The 15,976-nt window shown below is 73.1% G+C and carries 12 protein-coding genes; 4 read left to right on the forward strand and 8 right to left on the reverse strand.

Annotated features, from left to right (window positions below; translation table 11 throughout):
- Positions 1 to 248 precede the first annotated feature (248 nt).
- Both ACZ3KJ_RS23420 and ACZ3KJ_RS23425 read left to right on the forward strand, forming a co-directional pair.
- Entirely contained in the window at positions 249 to 1,967 is a 1,719-nt protein-coding gene (locus ACZ3KJ_RS23420) for a PHP domain-containing protein (RefSeq protein WP_467529682.1), read from the forward strand.
- A complete protein-coding gene (locus tag ACZ3KJ_RS23425; RefSeq protein WP_467529684.1) occupies positions 1,964 to 2,476 on the forward strand; it encodes a hypothetical protein in 513 nt (170 codons plus the stop codon). The genes ACZ3KJ_RS23420 and ACZ3KJ_RS23425 overlap by 4 nt, the downstream gene beginning before the upstream one ends.
- A gap of 3 nt (positions 2,477 to 2,479) precedes the next feature.
- Here the strand turns inward: ACZ3KJ_RS23425 and ACZ3KJ_RS23430 are convergent, their stop codons facing one another.
- From ACZ3KJ_RS23430 to ACZ3KJ_RS23465, 8 genes are all read right to left on the reverse strand, one after another.
- On the reverse strand, positions 2,480 to 2,956 hold the full coding sequence (locus tag ACZ3KJ_RS23430) for a hypothetical protein (RefSeq protein ID WP_467529686.1): 477 nt from the start codon (positions 2,954 to 2,956) through the stop codon (positions 2,480 to 2,482).
- 106 nt (positions 2,957 to 3,062) lie between these two features.
- Positions 3,063 to 3,590, reverse strand: coding sequence for a hypothetical protein (locus tag ACZ3KJ_RS23435; RefSeq protein WP_467529688.1), 528 nt, complete (start codon positions 3,588 to 3,590; stop codon positions 3,063 to 3,065).
- A gap of 159 nt (positions 3,591 to 3,749) precedes the next feature.
- Positions 3,750 to 6,638, reverse strand: a complete 2,889-nt coding sequence (locus ACZ3KJ_RS23440; protein WP_467529689.1) for a glycoside hydrolase family 2 TIM barrel-domain containing protein — start codon at positions 6,636 to 6,638, stop codon at positions 3,750 to 3,752.
- A gap of 97 nt (positions 6,639 to 6,735) precedes the next feature.
- Positions 6,736 to 7,626, reverse strand: a complete 891-nt coding sequence (locus ACZ3KJ_RS23445) for a carbohydrate ABC transporter permease (RefSeq protein ID WP_467529691.1) — start codon at positions 7,624 to 7,626, stop codon at positions 6,736 to 6,738.
- Positions 7,623 to 8,588 carry a carbohydrate ABC transporter permease gene (locus ACZ3KJ_RS23450; protein WP_467529693.1) on the reverse strand — a complete coding sequence of 322 codons (966 nt, stop codon included), beginning with the start codon at positions 8,586 to 8,588 and terminating at the stop codon, positions 7,623 to 7,625. Before ACZ3KJ_RS23450 ends, ACZ3KJ_RS23445 begins: the two co-directional genes overlap by 4 nt.
- Positions 8,589 to 8,608: 20 nt before the next feature.
- Positions 8,609 to 9,871, reverse strand: a complete 1,263-nt coding sequence (locus tag ACZ3KJ_RS23455) for an ABC transporter substrate-binding protein (RefSeq protein WP_467529695.1) — start codon at positions 9,869 to 9,871, stop codon at positions 8,609 to 8,611.
- Between the two features lie 237 nt (positions 9,872 to 10,108).
- Positions 10,109 to 11,359, reverse strand: a complete 1,251-nt coding sequence (locus ACZ3KJ_RS23460; RefSeq protein WP_467529696.1) for an ROK family transcriptional regulator — start codon at positions 11,357 to 11,359, stop codon at positions 10,109 to 10,111.
- A 173-nt stretch (positions 11,360 to 11,532) separates the two neighbouring features.
- On the reverse strand, positions 11,533 to 12,777 hold the full coding sequence (locus ACZ3KJ_RS23465; protein ID WP_467529698.1) for an FAD-binding protein: 1,245 nt from the start codon (positions 12,775 to 12,777) through the stop codon (positions 11,533 to 11,535).
- A 145-nt stretch (positions 12,778 to 12,922) separates the two neighbouring features.
- On the opposite strand from ACZ3KJ_RS23465, the gene ACZ3KJ_RS23470 reads away from it, so the two are divergent.
- Positions 12,923 to 14,254, forward strand: coding sequence for a radical SAM protein (locus ACZ3KJ_RS23470; RefSeq protein ID WP_467529700.1), 1,332 nt, complete (start codon positions 12,923 to 12,925; stop codon positions 14,252 to 14,254).
- A gap of 213 nt (positions 14,255 to 14,467) precedes the next feature.
- Positions 14,468 to 15,970 (forward strand): cellulose binding domain-containing protein, encoded by a 1,503-nt coding sequence (locus tag ACZ3KJ_RS23475; protein WP_467529702.1) that lies wholly within the window; start codon positions 14,468 to 14,470, stop codon positions 15,968 to 15,970.
- The last annotated feature ends 6 nt before the right edge of the window (positions 15,971 to 15,976 follow it).

A 15,976-nucleotide genomic window follows, 5' to 3' on the forward strand; every position in this document is an offset into this window, starting at 1 on the left:
GGGGAGCTCCGGGGGACGCGGGGAACGGACGGGAAGAGGAACACTGCTCGCGTGTGATGGCCAACAGTGTGAGCTCCAGGGGCAGTTGAGGGAACAGTGGAGGACGGGGCGAGCCGGACGCGTCCGCGCCGGTCGCCGCTCACCCGAAAGCCGTTCCAGGTTCATCTTCTGGCTCGATCCTCCCCACGCGGCGCACTCGCGCCGCGCGGACACCGGCCGCGGACGGCAGCGGCAACCAGGAGGGCACCATGGGGCACGGTCACGCGCACGGGCATCACCATCACCACCACGGACACGACCACGGACACGACCACGGCACCCCGGGCGCCTCGGCGCTGCCCGCCGCCTTCGACGCCTCCGTGCCCGACGACGCCCTCAGCCCGGAGCAGCAGTCGCGCCGCACCCTGCTGCGCCGCGCCGGTCTGCTCGGCGCCGGCCTGACCGCCGCCGGCGTCCTCGGCCGCGCGGCCTCGGCGCCCGCGTACGCCGCCACCGACGGCCGCCGCGGCAACGGCTTCCTCTGGCTGGCCGGCGACCACCACATCCACACCCAGTACAGCAGCGACGGCAAGTACCGCGTCGTGGACCAGGTCCGGCAGGGCGCCCGGCACGGCATGGACTGGCTGGTCATCACCGACCACGGCAGTGCCACGCACGCCAGGATCGGCGTGGAGAAGGTCAACCCGGACATCCAGGAGGCCCGTTCCGCCCACGAGGACACCCTCGTCTTCCAGGGACTGGAGTGGAACATCCCGGGCGCCGAGCACGGCACCGTCTTCGTGCACCCCGGCAAGAACGAGGTCTCCGTCCTCAAGCAGTTCGAGACCGACTACGACGGCAGCGTCAAGAACGCCTCCGACTCCACGCCCGCCAACGAGGCCCTCGCCGTCGCGGGCCTGGCCTTCCTCGGCGAGCAGGTCCGCCGCCGCAAGGTCAAGGACGCGCTGATGCTCGCCAACCACCCGGCGCGGCGCGGTGTCGACTCCCCGCACGAGATCCGCGCCTGGCGGGACGCGACCGACCCGGGCCACCAGATCGCCATCGGCTTCGAGGGCGCCCCCGGCCACCAGGCCGCCGGCCTCCCCGCCCCCCTCGGCCCGGCCCGCGCCCGCGGCATCTACGACAACAGCCCCAGCGCCAACTCCTTCGCCGGCTACCCGCTGGAGAGCTACCGCACCTGGGGCGGCTTCGACTGGATGACCGCCACCGTCGGCGGCCTGTGGGACAGCCTCCTCGCCGAGGGCAAGCCCTGGTGGATCACCGCCAACTCCGACTCCCACCAGGTGTACGCCGACACCGCCGTGCGCGGCACGGGCGGCGACTTCGCCACCGACGGCCGGTACGCGGACCCGGTCTACGGCGGGCAGATCGACATCACCCAGGGCGACTACTGGCCCGGCCAGTACAGCCGCACCCACGTCGGCGCCGACGGCTTCTCCTACGCCGCCGTCATGGACGGCATCCGCGCCGGCCGTGTCTGGGTGGACCACGGGCAGCTCGTCAGCGGCCTCGACGTCCGGGTGACCGGAGGCAGCCGCTGGGCCACCCTCGGCGGCGCCCTGCACGTCGAGAAGGGCACGGACGTGACGCTGACGGTCGACGTCGCCCTCGCCGGCGGCCCCAACTGGGCGGGCTTCGTCCCGCGGCTCGCGCGGGTCGACGTCATCCAGGGCGACGTGACGGGCACGGTCACCGACCGGGACACCTTCACCGCGCCGACGGCCAGGGTCGTGAAGTCCTACGAGGTGGACAGGTCCACCGGCACCGTCCGGCTCACCTACCGGCTCGGGCGCGTGGAGGAGCCGCTGTACGTCCGTCTGCGCGGCACCGACGGCAACCGCTCCGCCGTCGGCGCGATGGGCGCGGCCGTGGACCCGGCGGGCCCGGCGATCGACGTCGTCGGCGACGCCGACCCGTGGCGCGACCTGTGGTTCTACTCCAACCCCGTGTGGGTCCTGCCGTCGTGACCCGGTACGTGCTCACGGTGGACGCCGGTCCGCGCGATCTGCGCGCGGCCGATCACCTGCTCCGCACATTGGCAGCCGAACTCGCCCTCGACGGGGGAGTGTTCGGCTGCACCCACCTCGTGCGGGGCGACCGGCCGCGCGTCGCCGTCTCCCTCGCGCTGCCGACGGAAGCGGCCGCGGCGACGGTGCGCGGGCAGCTCGCGGCCCGCGGGTACGAGCCGGCGGACGGCGCCCCGGACCCCGTCGGCCGGGCGGTCCTCTACCCGGGGGCGGACGTCCTCCGGGGCACGATGACGGTCGCGGAGGTCCTGTCCGTCTCCGCGATCGACCGGGTGACGGTGCTCGGAGCCGCGGGACGGCCGGCGCCGGACGCCCGGCTGGTGACCCGGGACCATGTGCGGCCCCAGTGGCACGAGGGGGAACTGGTCCTCACCGCCATGCCCGCCGTCGGCGGCGCCCTCGTGCCGTTCGAGGTGCCCGACCCGACACCCTGCTGCGCGGACCACTGACCCTCACGGCCGCGCGCGGCGACCCGTGCGCGGGCGGTGCGGCGCGTCCAACCCGCCCACCTCGGCCCGCGCATGGGCCGGGTCCCGCTCGCCGCCCGCGCACCACCACACCGCGCGGTCCTCGCCCTGGCCCACGTGCAGGCCGAGGCGGTGTTCGGCGCAGACCGGCCAGACCTGCCACAGGACCTCCATGACGGTCTCCTGAGCGGCCTCCGCGACCTCGGCGCTCGCGGCCGTGACGGAGGCCGTGGAGCCGTGCCCCAGGTCGTCGCCGTGCCACCGCCCGTCGGGCAGGGCCACGTACACGTGCTCGCGCGTGTCCTCCTCCGCCCAGGGCGGCAGGGCCAGCAGGCGCAGCGGACCGGCGTCCGGCAGCAGTGCCGCCAGGTCCCGGTTGACGAGGTCCAGCGCCCGGTCCCACAGCGGGTACTCGCCGGGCCGAACCTCGCGGGGGCGCGGGGCGCCGTCGTATCCGTCCATGGCCGTCATCCTCCACCACCGGCGGAGGCCACAGCACGGCCGGTGCACCCGCACGGCCGGTGCACCCGCACGGCCGGTCCACCCGGTCGGTGCGGCACCGCCCGTCCTACAGCCCGTGGACCGCCGAACGGGCCCGGGTGACGAAGTCCGTCAGCGACAGCCAGAACGGGTCGTAGTACTGGTCGAACGAGGAGAGGGCGGTGGGATCCCCGGTGATGGCCGCCTCGAGCGCCCGGTAGGGCGGCCTGGTCGACAGCCGCAGGTTCTCCGCCGCCTCGGCCACGTCGTCGGGACCTTCCAGGGTGATGACCCAGATGAAGTGCCGCAGCTTCGGGTACTCCACGCGCAGACCGGCCCGGACCTCCTTCAGGGCGGGCAGCTGTTCGCTCCGCGGGGCCGCCGACTGGTGGATGTCCGAAATCCTCCAGTACAACTCGGCCATTCTGTGGGCCTGTTCGATGAGGCTGACATAGGCGGTCCGGCGTGCCTCGCTCACCCGGACCGCACGCTGGGTCCGCTCGGCCGTGTGCGCCTGGATCTGTGCCGCGCGGGCGGTGCCACGGCTGGTGACCCAGCTCGCCAGCACGGCCGTGCCCGCGGTCAACGAGGAGATCCACAGGGCGGAATCGGTCATGCGGTCGATCCTTCCCCGGTCCGCCGGGCGTGATGGCTCCACCGGGGACCGGCGGACGGCGACCCCCATGGTTTCGGCCATCCCCCGACGGCCGGGACGGCGGTGCGGGGCAGCCGGGGCCGGCCGGCCGGGCGGTGCGCGGCCGGCCCCGGGACCGGATCAGGCGCGCACGTCCGGGCCGGTCTCCGAGAACACGAAGGAGAACGCGGCGGGCGCCACGTCCAGGAAGTATCGGGGCAGCGGGCCCGGACCGCAGGACTGCGAGCCGATGCCGTGCTGGCCGTGGTCGAGGTGGACCCACACCGTTTCGCCCGGCACCAGGTCGGTGAGGTGCCGCGCCGCGTCCAGCTGCTCGCTCGTCCAGCGCCGGGCGCTGAACCAGAACTCCGGCTCGCCCTCGATCCGCAGCCCGCCGAGCTCGGCCCAGCGCACGTCGGCGCGGGCGCCGTTCTCCTGCGGACGGACGTACGGCGTCTGGAGGCCGTCGACGGTCGACCGCCAGCGGCCGATCCGCGACGCCGACCGGGTGTCCGGGTACGCCTCGCCGGGGCCGCCGCCGAACCAGGTCACCGCGTCGGCCCCGGACAGCCCGAAGCGCACCCCCAGCCGGGGCAGCGGCACGGTCCAGCCGCCCTCGGGCGTCACGGAGACGTCCAGCCGCACCCGGGTGCCGTCCGACGTCCACCGGTGGACCACCGACAGACCCACCTCCGACGCGGCGGGCGCCACCCGGGTCCGCACCGTCAGCGCGTCCTCGCCGGGCTCGACCGCGTCCACCCGGTGCCGCATGCGGTGCAGCCCCAGCTTGCGCCACAGCTCGCCGTAGCGGACGTCGGACTGCCACGCCGCGCCCTCGTCGTTGTCGGTGAGCGCCCGCCACACGTCCAGCCGCAGCCCGGTCACCGCCACGGAGCCGATGGCGCGCGGCTCGCCCGTGCGGGCGTCGAAGACGGCCGGGCCCAGGGTGATCAGGCCGTCGCCGGCCACCGGTGCCCCGGTCGCGGCCACCGTCGGCCGGGCCCGCGGCGCGACCGGCAGCTGCCCCCACGCCACCACGTGGCCGCGCGGCGCCCACGCCGTGTCCTCGGCCAGGACGGCCCGCACCGTCCACCCGGTCTCCGCTCCGGCCCGGACGTCCTCCGGCGGCTGACCCAGCTTCACCTCCGCCGACTCGCCCGCCGCGAGCGCCGGCACCGGCAGCGGGCCCGACGCCACCGTCTCGCCGTCCGCCTGGAACTCCCACTCGAAGGACAGTGCCGACAGGTCGGCGAAGTCGTGCCGGTTGGTGACGCGCACGGTGCCGCCCGCGCCGTCGCCCGCGATCGCGACCGGCTCGATCACCTTCTTGTACTCCACGAGGCCGGGGGAGGGGGTGCGGTCGGGGAAGAGCAGGCCGTCGCAGACGAAGTTCCCGTCGTGCAGCTCCTCGCCGAAGTCGCCGCCGTAGGCGTAGCCGTACCGCTCGTCCTCGATGCCGTGGTCGATCCACTCCCAGACGAAGCCGCCCTGGAGCCGCTCGTGCGCCTCGAACAGCCGCTGGTAGTCGGCGAGGCCGCCGGGCCCGTTGCCCATGGCGTGGCCGTACTCGCACAGGAGGAAGGGCAGCGCGCGCCGCTTGTGGGTGCCGCCGTCGAGGCCGCGGCCGATCCGCTCGACCTCCTCGTGGAAGGCGTACATGCGGGAGTAGACGTCCGTGTCGCGGCAGTCGATGTCGCCCTCGTAGTGCACGGGGCGCGAGGTGTCACGGGCGTGGATCCACTCGGCCATCGCGGTCAGGCCGCGTCCGGTGCCGGCCTCGTTGCCCAGGGACCACATCACCACCGACGGGTGGTTCTTGTCCCGTTCGACCATGCGGGCGGCGCGGTCCAGCAGGGCCGGGGTCCAGCGGTCGTCGTCGACGGGGTTGTCCCGCCAGTCCTGCTCGACGAAGCCGTGCGTCTCCAGGTCGCACTCGTCGATCACCCACAGGCCGTACTCGTCGCACAGGTCCAGGAAGGCCGGGTGCGGCGGGTAGTGGGAGGTGCGGACGGCGTTGACGTTGTGCCGCTTCATCAGCAGCACGTCCTCGCGCATGGTCTCCAGGTCGAGCGCACGGCCCGTGCGCGGGTGCCACTCGTGCCGGTTGACCCCCTTGAACAGGACGGGCCTGCCGTTCACCTTGATCAGGCCGTCCGCCAGGACGACCGTGCGGAACCCGATCCGCAGCGGGACCCGCTCGCCCGCCGTGACCAGCTCACCGTCGTACAGCCGGGGTGTCTCGGCGCTCCACGGCTGGACCGGCACCGTGACCGTCGCGCCCGTCACGACATCGATGTCCAGCGCGGGCACGGTCACCCGTCCGTCGACGTCGGAGTCGACGCGCAGGGTGCCCTCGCCCGTGACGTGGTCGTAGGAGGCGTGCACGAAGAAGTCGCGCACGCTGCCCGCGGGCCGGTGCAGCAGCGTCACGTCACGGAAGATGCCCGGCAGCCACCACTGGTCCTGGTCCTCCAGGTAGGAGCCGGCCGACCACTGGTGCACCCGGACCGCCAGCACGTTGCCGGAAGGCTTCAGCAGCTCGCCGACCGCGAACTCGTGCGGCAGCCGCGAGCCCTTGAACTCGCCGATCTCCGTGCCGTTCAGCCACACCCGGGCACAGGACTCCACGCCGTCGAAGCGCAGGACGGCGCCGCCGTCGGCGAGGTCGGGCCAGTCGTCGGGCAGGTCGAAGACCCGCAGGTGGTCGCCGGTCGGGTTCTCGGTGGGGACGTGGGGCGGGTCGACCGGGAAGGGGTAGAGGTGGTTGGTGTAGATGGGGGCGCCGTGTCCCTGGAGGACCCAGTGCCCGGGGACCGTGACCTCGGGCCAGCCGCCGGCGTCGTACCCCTCCGCGGCGAACGAGTCGTCCTCGGCGTCGGCCGTCGCCGACAGGCGGAACCGCCAGCTGCCGTTCAGGGACAGGGACTTCGCGTCCGACGAGGCGTACCAGGCGCGGGGCGCGAGGGCCCCGCGGCCCGGCGAGACGTCCTCGACGTAGCGGGCGGACGGGAAGGTGGTGCGCAAAGACATCGGTCTCCAGGTCGTGAGTCGTGAGTCGTGAGTCGTGAGTCGTGGGATGCGGGTCGTTGGTCGTGGGCGGTGGGTGGTGGGCGGTGGTCGTTGGGCGTCAGCCCTTGATGCCCGTCCGGGCGATCCCCTGCACCAGCCAGCGCTGGAGGAAGAGGAAGACGAGCAGCAGGGGCAGGAGGGAGAGGGCCGTGGCCATGAAGATCAGGTGGTAGTTGACGGTCTGGTTGGTCATGTACGACGACAGCGCCACCTGAACCGTCCAGGCGCCGGGGTCCTGGCCGATGACCAGCGGCCACAGGAAGGAGTTCCAGCCGTTGATGAAGGTGATCGTCGCGATGGCCGCGAAGAAGTTGAGCGAGTTCGGCACGACGACCCGCCAGTACGCGCCCCAGTGGTTCAGTCCGTCCACGCGCGCCGCCTCCTCCAGCTCCTTGGGGAACCCCAGGAAGTACTGCCGGAAGAGGAAGCAGGTGAAACCACTGAAGAGGCCCGGGATGATCAGACCGCGGTAGGAGTCGATCCAGCCGAGGGACGACACCAGGACGAAGCCGGGCACGAAGGTGACGGCCGTCGGCACCATCAGCGTGAACAGGACGGCGTAGAAGACCTTGTCGGCGTGCCGGTAGGGGATCCGGGCCAGTCCGTAGCCGGCCAGGGAACACACCAGCAGGGTGCCGGCCGTGTGCAGCACACCGACGACCAGCGAGTTCCTCAGGGCACGCCCGAAGTCGACCGTCGGGTCGTCGAACGGCTCGGTGACGTTGCCCCACCGGATGTCGGCGGGGAGGAACGCCCACTCCTCACCGGTGATCTCCGGGTCCGTCGAGAGGGCGTTGCGGACGAGGACGTAGAACGGGACGAGGAAGAGCAGGGCGGCGACGCCGACGGCCGTGTACAGCCCGGCGGAGCCCATCACCCCGCGGCGGCCGGTACGGCGCGGCGCGGCGGCCGGAGCGGCCTCCCCCAGCTCGGGTGCGGTGGCGGTCACCTGGATCCCTCCCCCCGTCCGAAGCCCATGACCTTCCCCTGGAACAGGGTCACGACGACGATCAGCAGGGTGAGGATCACCGCGCCCGCGCTGCCCGCGCCGTAGTCCTGGCTGTCGCCCAGGGCCGTGTAGTACAGCTCGACGAGCGGCGGCCGCCCCCAGGTGGTCTTCGACAGCAGGTTGAAGAACTCGTCGAAGGCCTGGTACGCCGCGATCAGCAGCAGCAGGACCACGGCCGTCGAGGTCGCCCGTAGCTGCGGCAGCGTGATGTGGCGGAAGGTCTGCCAGCCGGGCCGGGCGCCGTCCAGGGCGGCCGCCTCGTACAGCTCGCCGGGGATGTTCTGGAGCGCGGCCAGGAACAGGATCATGTAGAAGCCGGACTGGAGCCACAGCCGGGCGCTGACGATGACCAGCCAGTACCACGGCGGGTCGGGGTCGGCGAGCCAGGCGATGTTCTCCACGCCGAACCAGCCGAGCACGGTGTTGGCCAGGCCGAAACGGACGCCGTTGAACAGGGACATCTTCCAGATCAGGGAGGCGGCGACGTAACTGCACGCCGTCGGCAGGAAGAAGACCGACCGGAAGAACGCCCGCAGGAACCGCAGCCGGTGCACCAGCAGGGCCAGCCCGAGCGAGAGCGCCCAGGTGGCGGGCACGATGATCGCGGCGAAGACGGTGAAGGTGACGAGGGCGCCGGTGAAGGTGCCGTTCTCCAGCATGTACCGGTAGTTGTCGAACCCGACGAACGTGCTGGGCGTGACGGTGAAGCGGGCCTCGAAGAAGCTGAGCCACAGGCTCCAGCCGATCGGGACGTAGACGAAGACCAGCAGGCCGGTGAGGAACGGGCCGGTGAAGAGCCAGAAGGCGAGGGTGCCGCTGCGCCGCGGCCCGCGCCGCGACCGGCCCGCGGCGGTCTTCGCCGGGGCGGGGCGCGCGGGGCCGCGCGTGGTGGTCGTCGGCATGGCGTGGTCCGTCCGCCGGGCTATCCGAAGAGCTTGTCGAGTTCGGCGCCGACGACCTGGTCGCAGGTGTCGAGCGCGGCCTCGGGGTCGCCGTCCTTGCGTACGCAGTCGGCGAAGACGTCCTCGGTCGCCTTGATCATGGCCTGGGTCCAGCCGATGTTGTCGAAGTGCCCGTACTCGGTGAAGAGTTCGACGCCGTCGGCGGGCAGGCCGGACCGGAGCTTGTCGGCGGACGCGGCGATCGAGGTGCGCGGCGGGATGTGGAAGCCGTAGGAGAGCGCCCAGTCCTCCTGGTACTCCTTCTGGTCGATCCACAGCCACTTCACGTACTCCCTGGCCTCCTCGGCCCGGTCGCTCTTGGCGTTGACGAACATCGACCAGCCGCCGTTGTAGACGGCGGGCTCGCCGGCGTCGGTGACCTTCGGGAAGGGGAAGACGCCGAGGTCGTCGCCGAGCGCCTGCTGCATGGCCGGCATGGCCCACATGCCGCAGAACTGGATGGCGGTCAGGCCCTGGTTGAGGGCGGACGGGTCCCAGTAGTCGGCCGGGGCGTCGAGGAGCAGGTCGCCGCTGGTGAACAGGGTGCGCATCTTCCCGAGCCCCTCGACGACACCGTCCGTGTGGTAGGCGGGCCGGTTCCGGTCGTCGAGGGTGTCGGCGCCGGCCGCCCAGATCATCGGGCGGATGACCGCCTGGAGCGTGTTGCCGAGGTAGACGCCCTTGACCTTGTCCGTGGTGAGCTCGGCGGCGGCCGCGATCAGCTCGTCGAGGGTCTGCGGCACGCCCACGCCGGCCTTCTCCAGCAGCGACCTGCGGTAGAAGAAGAACTGCGGGTCGTCGATCATGCGGACGCCGTAGACCTTGCCGTCGACCGTGTGCGACCGGATGTCGGCCTGGTTGAAGTCGTCCCGGACCGGCTCGACGAGGTCGGTGAGGTCCGCCACCTGACCGCTCTTGACGAGCTGGATCTGCGGGTGGAACTCGAAGACGTCGGGCGCGTTGTCCGTGAGCAGGCTCGCGAAGAGCTTGCTCTCGAAGTTCGACCCGGTGATCCACTGGGTCGTCACCTTCGCCCCGTCGTACGCGACCGCGTACTTCTTGATCGCCTGCTCGGTGCCCGCTTCGCCGTACGCGTGGAAGTACTGCACGAGTCCGCCGCCCGCGCTCCCGCCGCCCCGGCCGTTGTTGCTCCCGCAGGCGGCCGGCGCGCCGGCGGCGGCCAGGCCCGCGGCGGACCGGAGGAGTGAGCGGCGGGACCAGTTGCTGTTGCTCGGTGCCGGCATGGTGACGTCCTTGTCTCGAGGTCGGCTGCGGCTCGCTGTACGGCATCAGCGCCAGATGGCTCGGAAAGGCGTTGCGGTGCGGGACGTTAACCTTCGCCTAAGGCTTCGGCAAGGGGTTGGACGAAGCCCGTTCGAAGCGTTGCGTGACGTTCGGGATACCGGACGTGACGGGGTGAGAGCGGGAGACCGGACGACGGGGCCCGGTGCCGGGGAACCGTCCGGGGCGCTGCCGCCGGGTCAGGGCCCCGGCCTGCCGCGGCCCTTCGGGCCGGCGTCGGCGGTGCGCTGCGCGCTCCGCTGCCCGACGGACTGCAACGCCCCTTCGAGCGCGAACGTCGCCGCGCCCAGGCAGACCGGGTCACCGGGGATCGGGGAGAGGACGATGGCGGTCGCGGCCAGCGGCCGGCGCAGCGCGTGCCGGGCGACGGCCTCGCGCACCTCGTCGAGCAGGGGCTCGCCGAGCCGGGCGGCGACCCAGCTGCTCAACACGACGACCTCGGGGTTGAGCAGGTTGACCAGGTCGGCGATGCCCGCCGCCAGGTAACGGGCGGTGTCCCGGACCACCTTGACGGCCACCGGATCCCCCGCGGCGACCGCACGGGCCAGCGCGTCCACCGTGGCGGTCTGGTCCTCGGGGTGCAGCAGCGGGCTGCGCGGGCCGATCTCGCGCAGGTTCTGCATGATGCCCGGCGCGCCGACGTACGTCTCCACGCAGCCGTGGTTGCCGCAGTGGCACAGCCGTCCGTCGAGGACGAGCGTGGTGTGCCCCCACTCGCCGGCGCTGTTGCTGACCCCCCGGTGCACCCCGCCGCCCAGCACCAGGCCCGCGCCGACCCCGGTCCCGAGGTTGACGACCACGGCGTCGCCGTGCCCGCGCGCGGCCCCGAACCACAGCTCGGCCACGGCGCAGGCGCGCAGCGGATTGTCCAGGTGGAGCGGGTGGGCGATGTGCGCGGAGAGCAGGTCGAGCAGCGGCACGTCGTGCCAGTCCCAGTTGGGCGCGTACTCGCAGACACCGGTGGAGCGGTCCACCTGCCCCGGCACGCTCACCCCGACGCCCAGCACCCGGGCCGGCTCCACGCCGGCCCGCGCGGCCACCGCCCCGACGGCCGCCGCGACATGGCCGACCACCTGTTCCGGCCGGCTCTCCCCGGGGCGCATGTCCTCCTCGGCGCGGGCCAGGACGTTCAGCGCGAGGTCGAACAGCTCGACGTGGACGTACGTCTCCGCGATGTCCACGCCGATCAGCGTGCCCCCGGACGTGTCGACGGCGACGAGGCCCCGCGGGCGCCCGCCGGCCGAGTCCTCGAACCCGACCTCGGTGATCATGCGCAGGTCGAGCAGCTCGCCGACGAGGGTGGCGACGGTGGCGAGGCTGAGGCCGGTGGCGGCGGCCAACTCCTGCCGGGAGGTGGGCGACCGGGCGATGATCTGGCGCAGCACCTCGTAGCGGTTCGCGGTGCGGATGTCGCGTGACGTGCGCTTCACCGGGGAGCCCCCCTCCCGTCCGTGCGGCCGCGCCGGAGCGGTCGGGCACCGGCGCGGCGTCAGGCTATGGCGTGCGACACGGTTCGACAAGGCCTTAGGAAAGGGGCCGTACGAAGTCCGGCGCGCCCGTTCCCCGGCAGCGTTCCCCCAGCGGCGTTCCCCGGCAGCGTCCCTCAGTCGCCGAGGACGTCCGCGACGAACGCGTTGGTGAAGGCCCCCGCCGGGTCCAGCTCCCGTACCAGGGACCGGAAGTCGCCGATCCGCGGATACCGCCCGCGCACCACGCCGGCCGGCACGGCGTAGACCTTGCCCCAGTGCGGGCGCGGCGCGAACGGCTCCAGCGCGGCCTCCAGCTCCCGTACGACCGGCAGCACGGCCCGTGTGTCCTCGACCCAGGTGAAGTGCACGGCGACGGAGTCCTGTCCGTACGCCGGACTCAGCCACTGCTCGTCGGCGGCGACCGTGCGCACCTCGCAGGTCTGGAGCACGGGGGCGACCGTCGCCCGTATCCCGTCGATCGCGCGCAGCACGTCGACGGCGTGCTCCCGCGCCATCAGGTACTCGCTCTGGAGCTCGCTGCCGCTGCTCGGGGTGAACTCGGCGCGGAAGTGCGGCAGCCGCTCGTGCCACGGCCCCGGCACGCCGAACTGCTCGGTGCAGTTGACCGCGGGCATCCCCGGCACCGGGTGCAGCGCCTCGGCGGCCGGCGCGGCCCACGGGAAGCCGGCGAGCGGCTCGTCGGTGCGCCGCTTCAGCCACACCTGCCGGAACCCGGGCGCCCGCCAGTCGGTGAACAGGCTGACGCTGTACGCGGCCGCCGCCACGGTCTCGAAGTCCAGCCCCGCCAGCGGCAGCTCCGTGAAGACGTGCTGCTCGACGTCGAAGGCCGGCTCCAGGTCCAGGGTCAGCGCGGTCACCACGCCCAGGGCGCCCAGCGAGGTCACGGCCCCGCCGAACCGCTCGTCCCCCCGCCCGATCACGACCGTGGACCCGTCCGCCGTCACGATCTCCACCTCCCGCACGGCGGCCGCGAGGGACCCGTTGCGCACCCCCGACCCGTGGGTGCCGGTCGCCACCGACCCGGCCACCGAGATGTGCGGCAGCGAGGCCATGTTCGGCAGCGCGAGCCCGTGCGCGTGGACCCGCCGCGCCAGCTCGGCGTAGCGCACGCCGCCCCCGACCCGTACGGTCCGCGCCGCCGTGTCGACGTCGACCTCCACGGGCAGGGCGTCCAGCGACAGCAGCACCCCGCCGTCGCCCGGCTCGGCGATCTCGTTGAAGGAGTGCCCGCTGCCCAGCACCCGCACCCGCGCGCTCCCCGCGACGAGCGCGCGCAGCGCACCGAGCGTGGGCGGCCGGTGCAGCTCCTTGGCCGCGAAGGTGATGTTGCCCGCCCAGTTCGTCACGGTCTCGCCCATGCCGTCGCCCTTCCCCGAGGAGAACCAGAACCCGGTATTCCCAGGTGAACCTACCGTGCCGGCGACACAGGACCCCCGCCCCCACCTCCCGCGGGGCAGGGGCATACCGTGAGGAGTCGTACGCCTGAGCCGGGAGGAGAGACGGATGGGCAGCCGTACCGCGCTGGTCGAGGATCTGATGGAGCGCTTTCCGCACGTGCCGCGGGAGGCGGTCTTCAAGGAGGACCTGCTGCGCGGGGGAGTGGCCTTCGACCCCTCCGCCCTCAGCGACAACGAGTCGGGCGAGGTCAAGCCGAAGTCGTACTTCATCTTCTCCTTCGACCACGGCACCCTCCCCGAACTGGGCGAGGCCGCGCTGCGGCGCCCCCCGGAGGAGATCATCCTCACCGGCGGCCCCTACGACCTGCGCCGGACGGTCGTGTCGGTGCGCGTCAATCCCTCCTCGCCGTACCGGGTGGCCGCGGACGACGAGGGGCTCCTCGGGCTCTACCTCGACGGGAAGCGGATCGCCGACGTCGGTGTGCCGCCCATGCCCGAGTACTACCGGCACACCCTCTCCAACGGGAAGTCCGTGATGGAGGTCGCCCCCACCATCCAGTGGGGCTACCTGATCTACCTCACCGTCTTCCGGGTCTGCCAGTACTTCGGCGCCAAGGAGGAGTGCCAGTACTGCGACATCAACCACAACTGGCGCCAGCACAAGGCGGCCGGCCGGCCCTACACGGGTGTCAAGGACGTCGAGGAGGTCCTGGAGGCCCTCGAGATCATCGACCGGTACGACACCGCCAAGGCGTCCACCGCCTACACCCTCACCGGCGGCGCCATCACCAAGACGGTCGCCGGCCGCGACGAGGCCGACTTCTACGGCCACTACGCCAAGGCCATCGAGGAGCGCTTCCCGGGCCGCTGGATCGGCAAGGTCGTCGCCCAGGCCCTCCCGCGCGACGACGTGCAGCGCTTCAAGGACTACGGGGTGCAGATCTACCACCCCAACTACGAGGTGTGGGACGAGTACCTCTTCAAGATGTACTGCCCCGGCAAGGAGCGGTACGTCGGCCGCGACGAGTGGCACAAGCGGATCCTGGACTCGGCGGAGATCTTCGGCGCGCGCAACGTGATCCCCAACTTCGTCGCGGGCGTGGAGATGGCCGAACCGTTCGGCTTCAAGACGGTCGACGAGGCGATCGCGTCGACGACGGAGGGCCTGCGCTTCTTCATGTCGCACGGCATCACCCCCCGGTTCACCACCTGGTGCCCGGAGCCGACCACCCCGCTCGGCAAGGCCAACCCGGCGGGTGCCCCGCTGGAGTACCACATCCGGCTGCTCCAGGCGTACCGGCAGACGATGGAGGACTTCGGCCTCTCGTCCCCGCCCGGCTACGGCCCGCCCGGCCCCGGCCACGCCGTCTTCTCGGTCAGCTCCTTCATGGACAGCCTGCCGGCGAAGGAGCCGGAGGGGCCGTCGGGGCTCCGGTAGCGGGCCGGGAGCGGCCCGGCTACGGCCCGGCGGCGGCCCCGGCGGGAAAGCCGTCGGGGGAGTCGCCGGGGTCCGTCCGGGCTGTCCTGACATCCGCACAGGGCGCTTGTCAGTTGTGCGGGAGATGTGAAAAGCTCTGGCCCTGCCGCGAGGTTCCCCCCAACTCCATTGCGTTCAAGGTGAGTTGACCTCGCCTGTGGATGCAGGAGACTCATGCCAGACCTGCCGATCCCGAAGGACGCAGCCGAGGCCGCGCTGTTCTCGGAGTGCTGGGACGCCGTGCTGTCGTACGCCGACCTGTGCACGTCCGGCTCGACCGCGGCCAACCAGCTGGCCCGCGAGGCGTTCGCGCTCGGCATCCGCGAGGCCCGCGCCGCCGAGGACGGGTCCCGGCACAGCGTCGGCCGCCGCGCGTCCCGGCTGCCCCGGATCCCCCTGCTGCTGACCGCCGTGCGCACCACGGCGGCCGCCTGGGAGGCGCAGGGCCAGGGCCACCGGCTCGACCCCGATCTGCGGCTGTGGCTGAACTCGGAGAAGGCCGCACGCTACACCGGGCCGCCCCTGCGCCGCCCGATCGCCCTGCGCGGACTGCGCGACATGCAGGAGCCGGACGCGACGCTGCTGTGGCTCGCGGAGGTGGAGGCGCTGCCGCTGCGGGCCGTCGCCCGCCGGCAGGGGCTGGACCCGGCCGCCGCGACGGAGGAACTCAACCAGGTCCGCGGCCTGTTCCGGGACCGCTGCCACCGCAACCACCTCGACACGCCGATGGACGCCGAGTGCCGCAGCTACGTCCGGCTGCTCGACGCCGTCACCCGCTCGCCCGTCGCGGAGACCCCCGAGGACCTCTCCCGGCACCTCGCCACCTGTGTGGAGTGCGCGGAGGCCGCCGCCTGCCTGCGCCTGCACGGCGGCGGACTGCCCGCCGCCCTGGCCGGCGGAGTCATCGGCTGGGGCGGCCTCGCCTACCTGGAGCGCCGCCGCCGCGCCGCCGAGGTCCGTATGGCGGCCGGCCGCCCCGGCACGCCCGACCCGGACGGCGACGCGCCGGACGCCGCCGCGAGCCGGGCCCGCGTCCGGCGGGGCGGGCTGCTGCTCGCCGCCGGTGCCGTTTCCGCGCTGGCCCTCGCCGTGACGCTGATGCCGTCCGGCGGTGGCGGTGACGGCTCCGCCCGGGGCGGCGCGCCCGCCGGCGGCAGCCCGGTCGCCGGCCCCGCCGTCTCCGCCTCGCCGTCGGCCGCCGTCCCCGGCCCGTCGGCCCCCTCCGTCTCCCCGGCACCGTCGACCGGCTCCCCGGCCCCCTCCGCCTCCCCGGACGCCGGCTCGCCCACGACGACGGACCCCGACCCGGAACCCCAGGGCACCACCTCGTCCACCGCCGGCGCCGGCGGCATCGGGGAGGCGGTGGCCTGCACGGTCAGCTACGACCTGGTCAACCAGTGGCCCGACGGCTTCCAGGCCGCGGTCACCGTCACCACCGACCGGGCCCTCGGCTCCTGGAGCGTGGCCTGGTCCTTCCGCGACGGCCAGCGGGTCGACCAGATGTGGGACGCGGGCTTCTCCCAGGACGGCTCCCGCGTCACCGCGACCGCCGCCGACTACAACCGGTCCGTCCCCGCCGGCGGTTCCCTCTCCTTCGGCTTCCTCGCCTCCTGGCAGGACCGCAACACGGCACCGTACGACTTCAGCCTCGACGGGCTCGGCTGCACGGCGTCCTGAACGGCA

The sequence above is a fragment of the Streptomyces sp. NPDC003248 genome (assembly GCF_055563235.1).

What these genes read in the sequence shown, in the direction of transcription:
- ACZ3KJ_RS23420 (WP_467529682.1), top strand. Translation starts at nt 249, where the DNA reads ATGGGGCACGGTCACGCGCACGGGCATCACCATCACCACCACGGACAC.
- ACZ3KJ_RS23430 (WP_467529686.1), bottom strand. Translation starts at nt 2,956, where the DNA reads ATGGACGGATACGACGGCGCCCCGCGCCCCCGCGAGGTTCGGCCCGGC.
- ACZ3KJ_RS23435 (WP_467529688.1), bottom strand. Translation starts at nt 3,590, where the DNA reads ATGACCGATTCCGCCCTGTGGATCTCCTCGTTGACCGCGGGCACGGCC.
- ACZ3KJ_RS23440 (WP_467529689.1), bottom strand. Translation starts at nt 6,638, where the DNA reads ATGTCTTTGCGCACCACCTTCCCGTCCGCCCGCTACGTCGAGGACGTC.
- ACZ3KJ_RS23450 (WP_467529693.1), bottom strand. Translation starts at nt 8,588, where the DNA reads ATGCCGACGACCACCACGCGCGGCCCCGCGCGCCCCGCCCCGGCGAAG.
- ACZ3KJ_RS23455 (WP_467529695.1), bottom strand. Translation starts at nt 9,871, where the DNA reads ATGCCGGCACCGAGCAACAGCAACTGGTCCCGCCGCTCACTCCTCCGG.
- ACZ3KJ_RS23465 (WP_467529698.1), bottom strand. Translation starts at nt 12,777, where the DNA reads ATGGGCGAGACCGTGACGAACTGGGCGGGCAACATCACCTTCGCGGCC.
- ACZ3KJ_RS23470 (WP_467529700.1), top strand. Translation starts at nt 12,923, where the DNA reads ATGGGCAGCCGTACCGCGCTGGTCGAGGATCTGATGGAGCGCTTTCCG.
- ACZ3KJ_RS23475 (WP_467529702.1), top strand. Translation starts at nt 14,468, where the DNA reads ATGCCAGACCTGCCGATCCCGAAGGACGCAGCCGAGGCCGCGCTGTTC.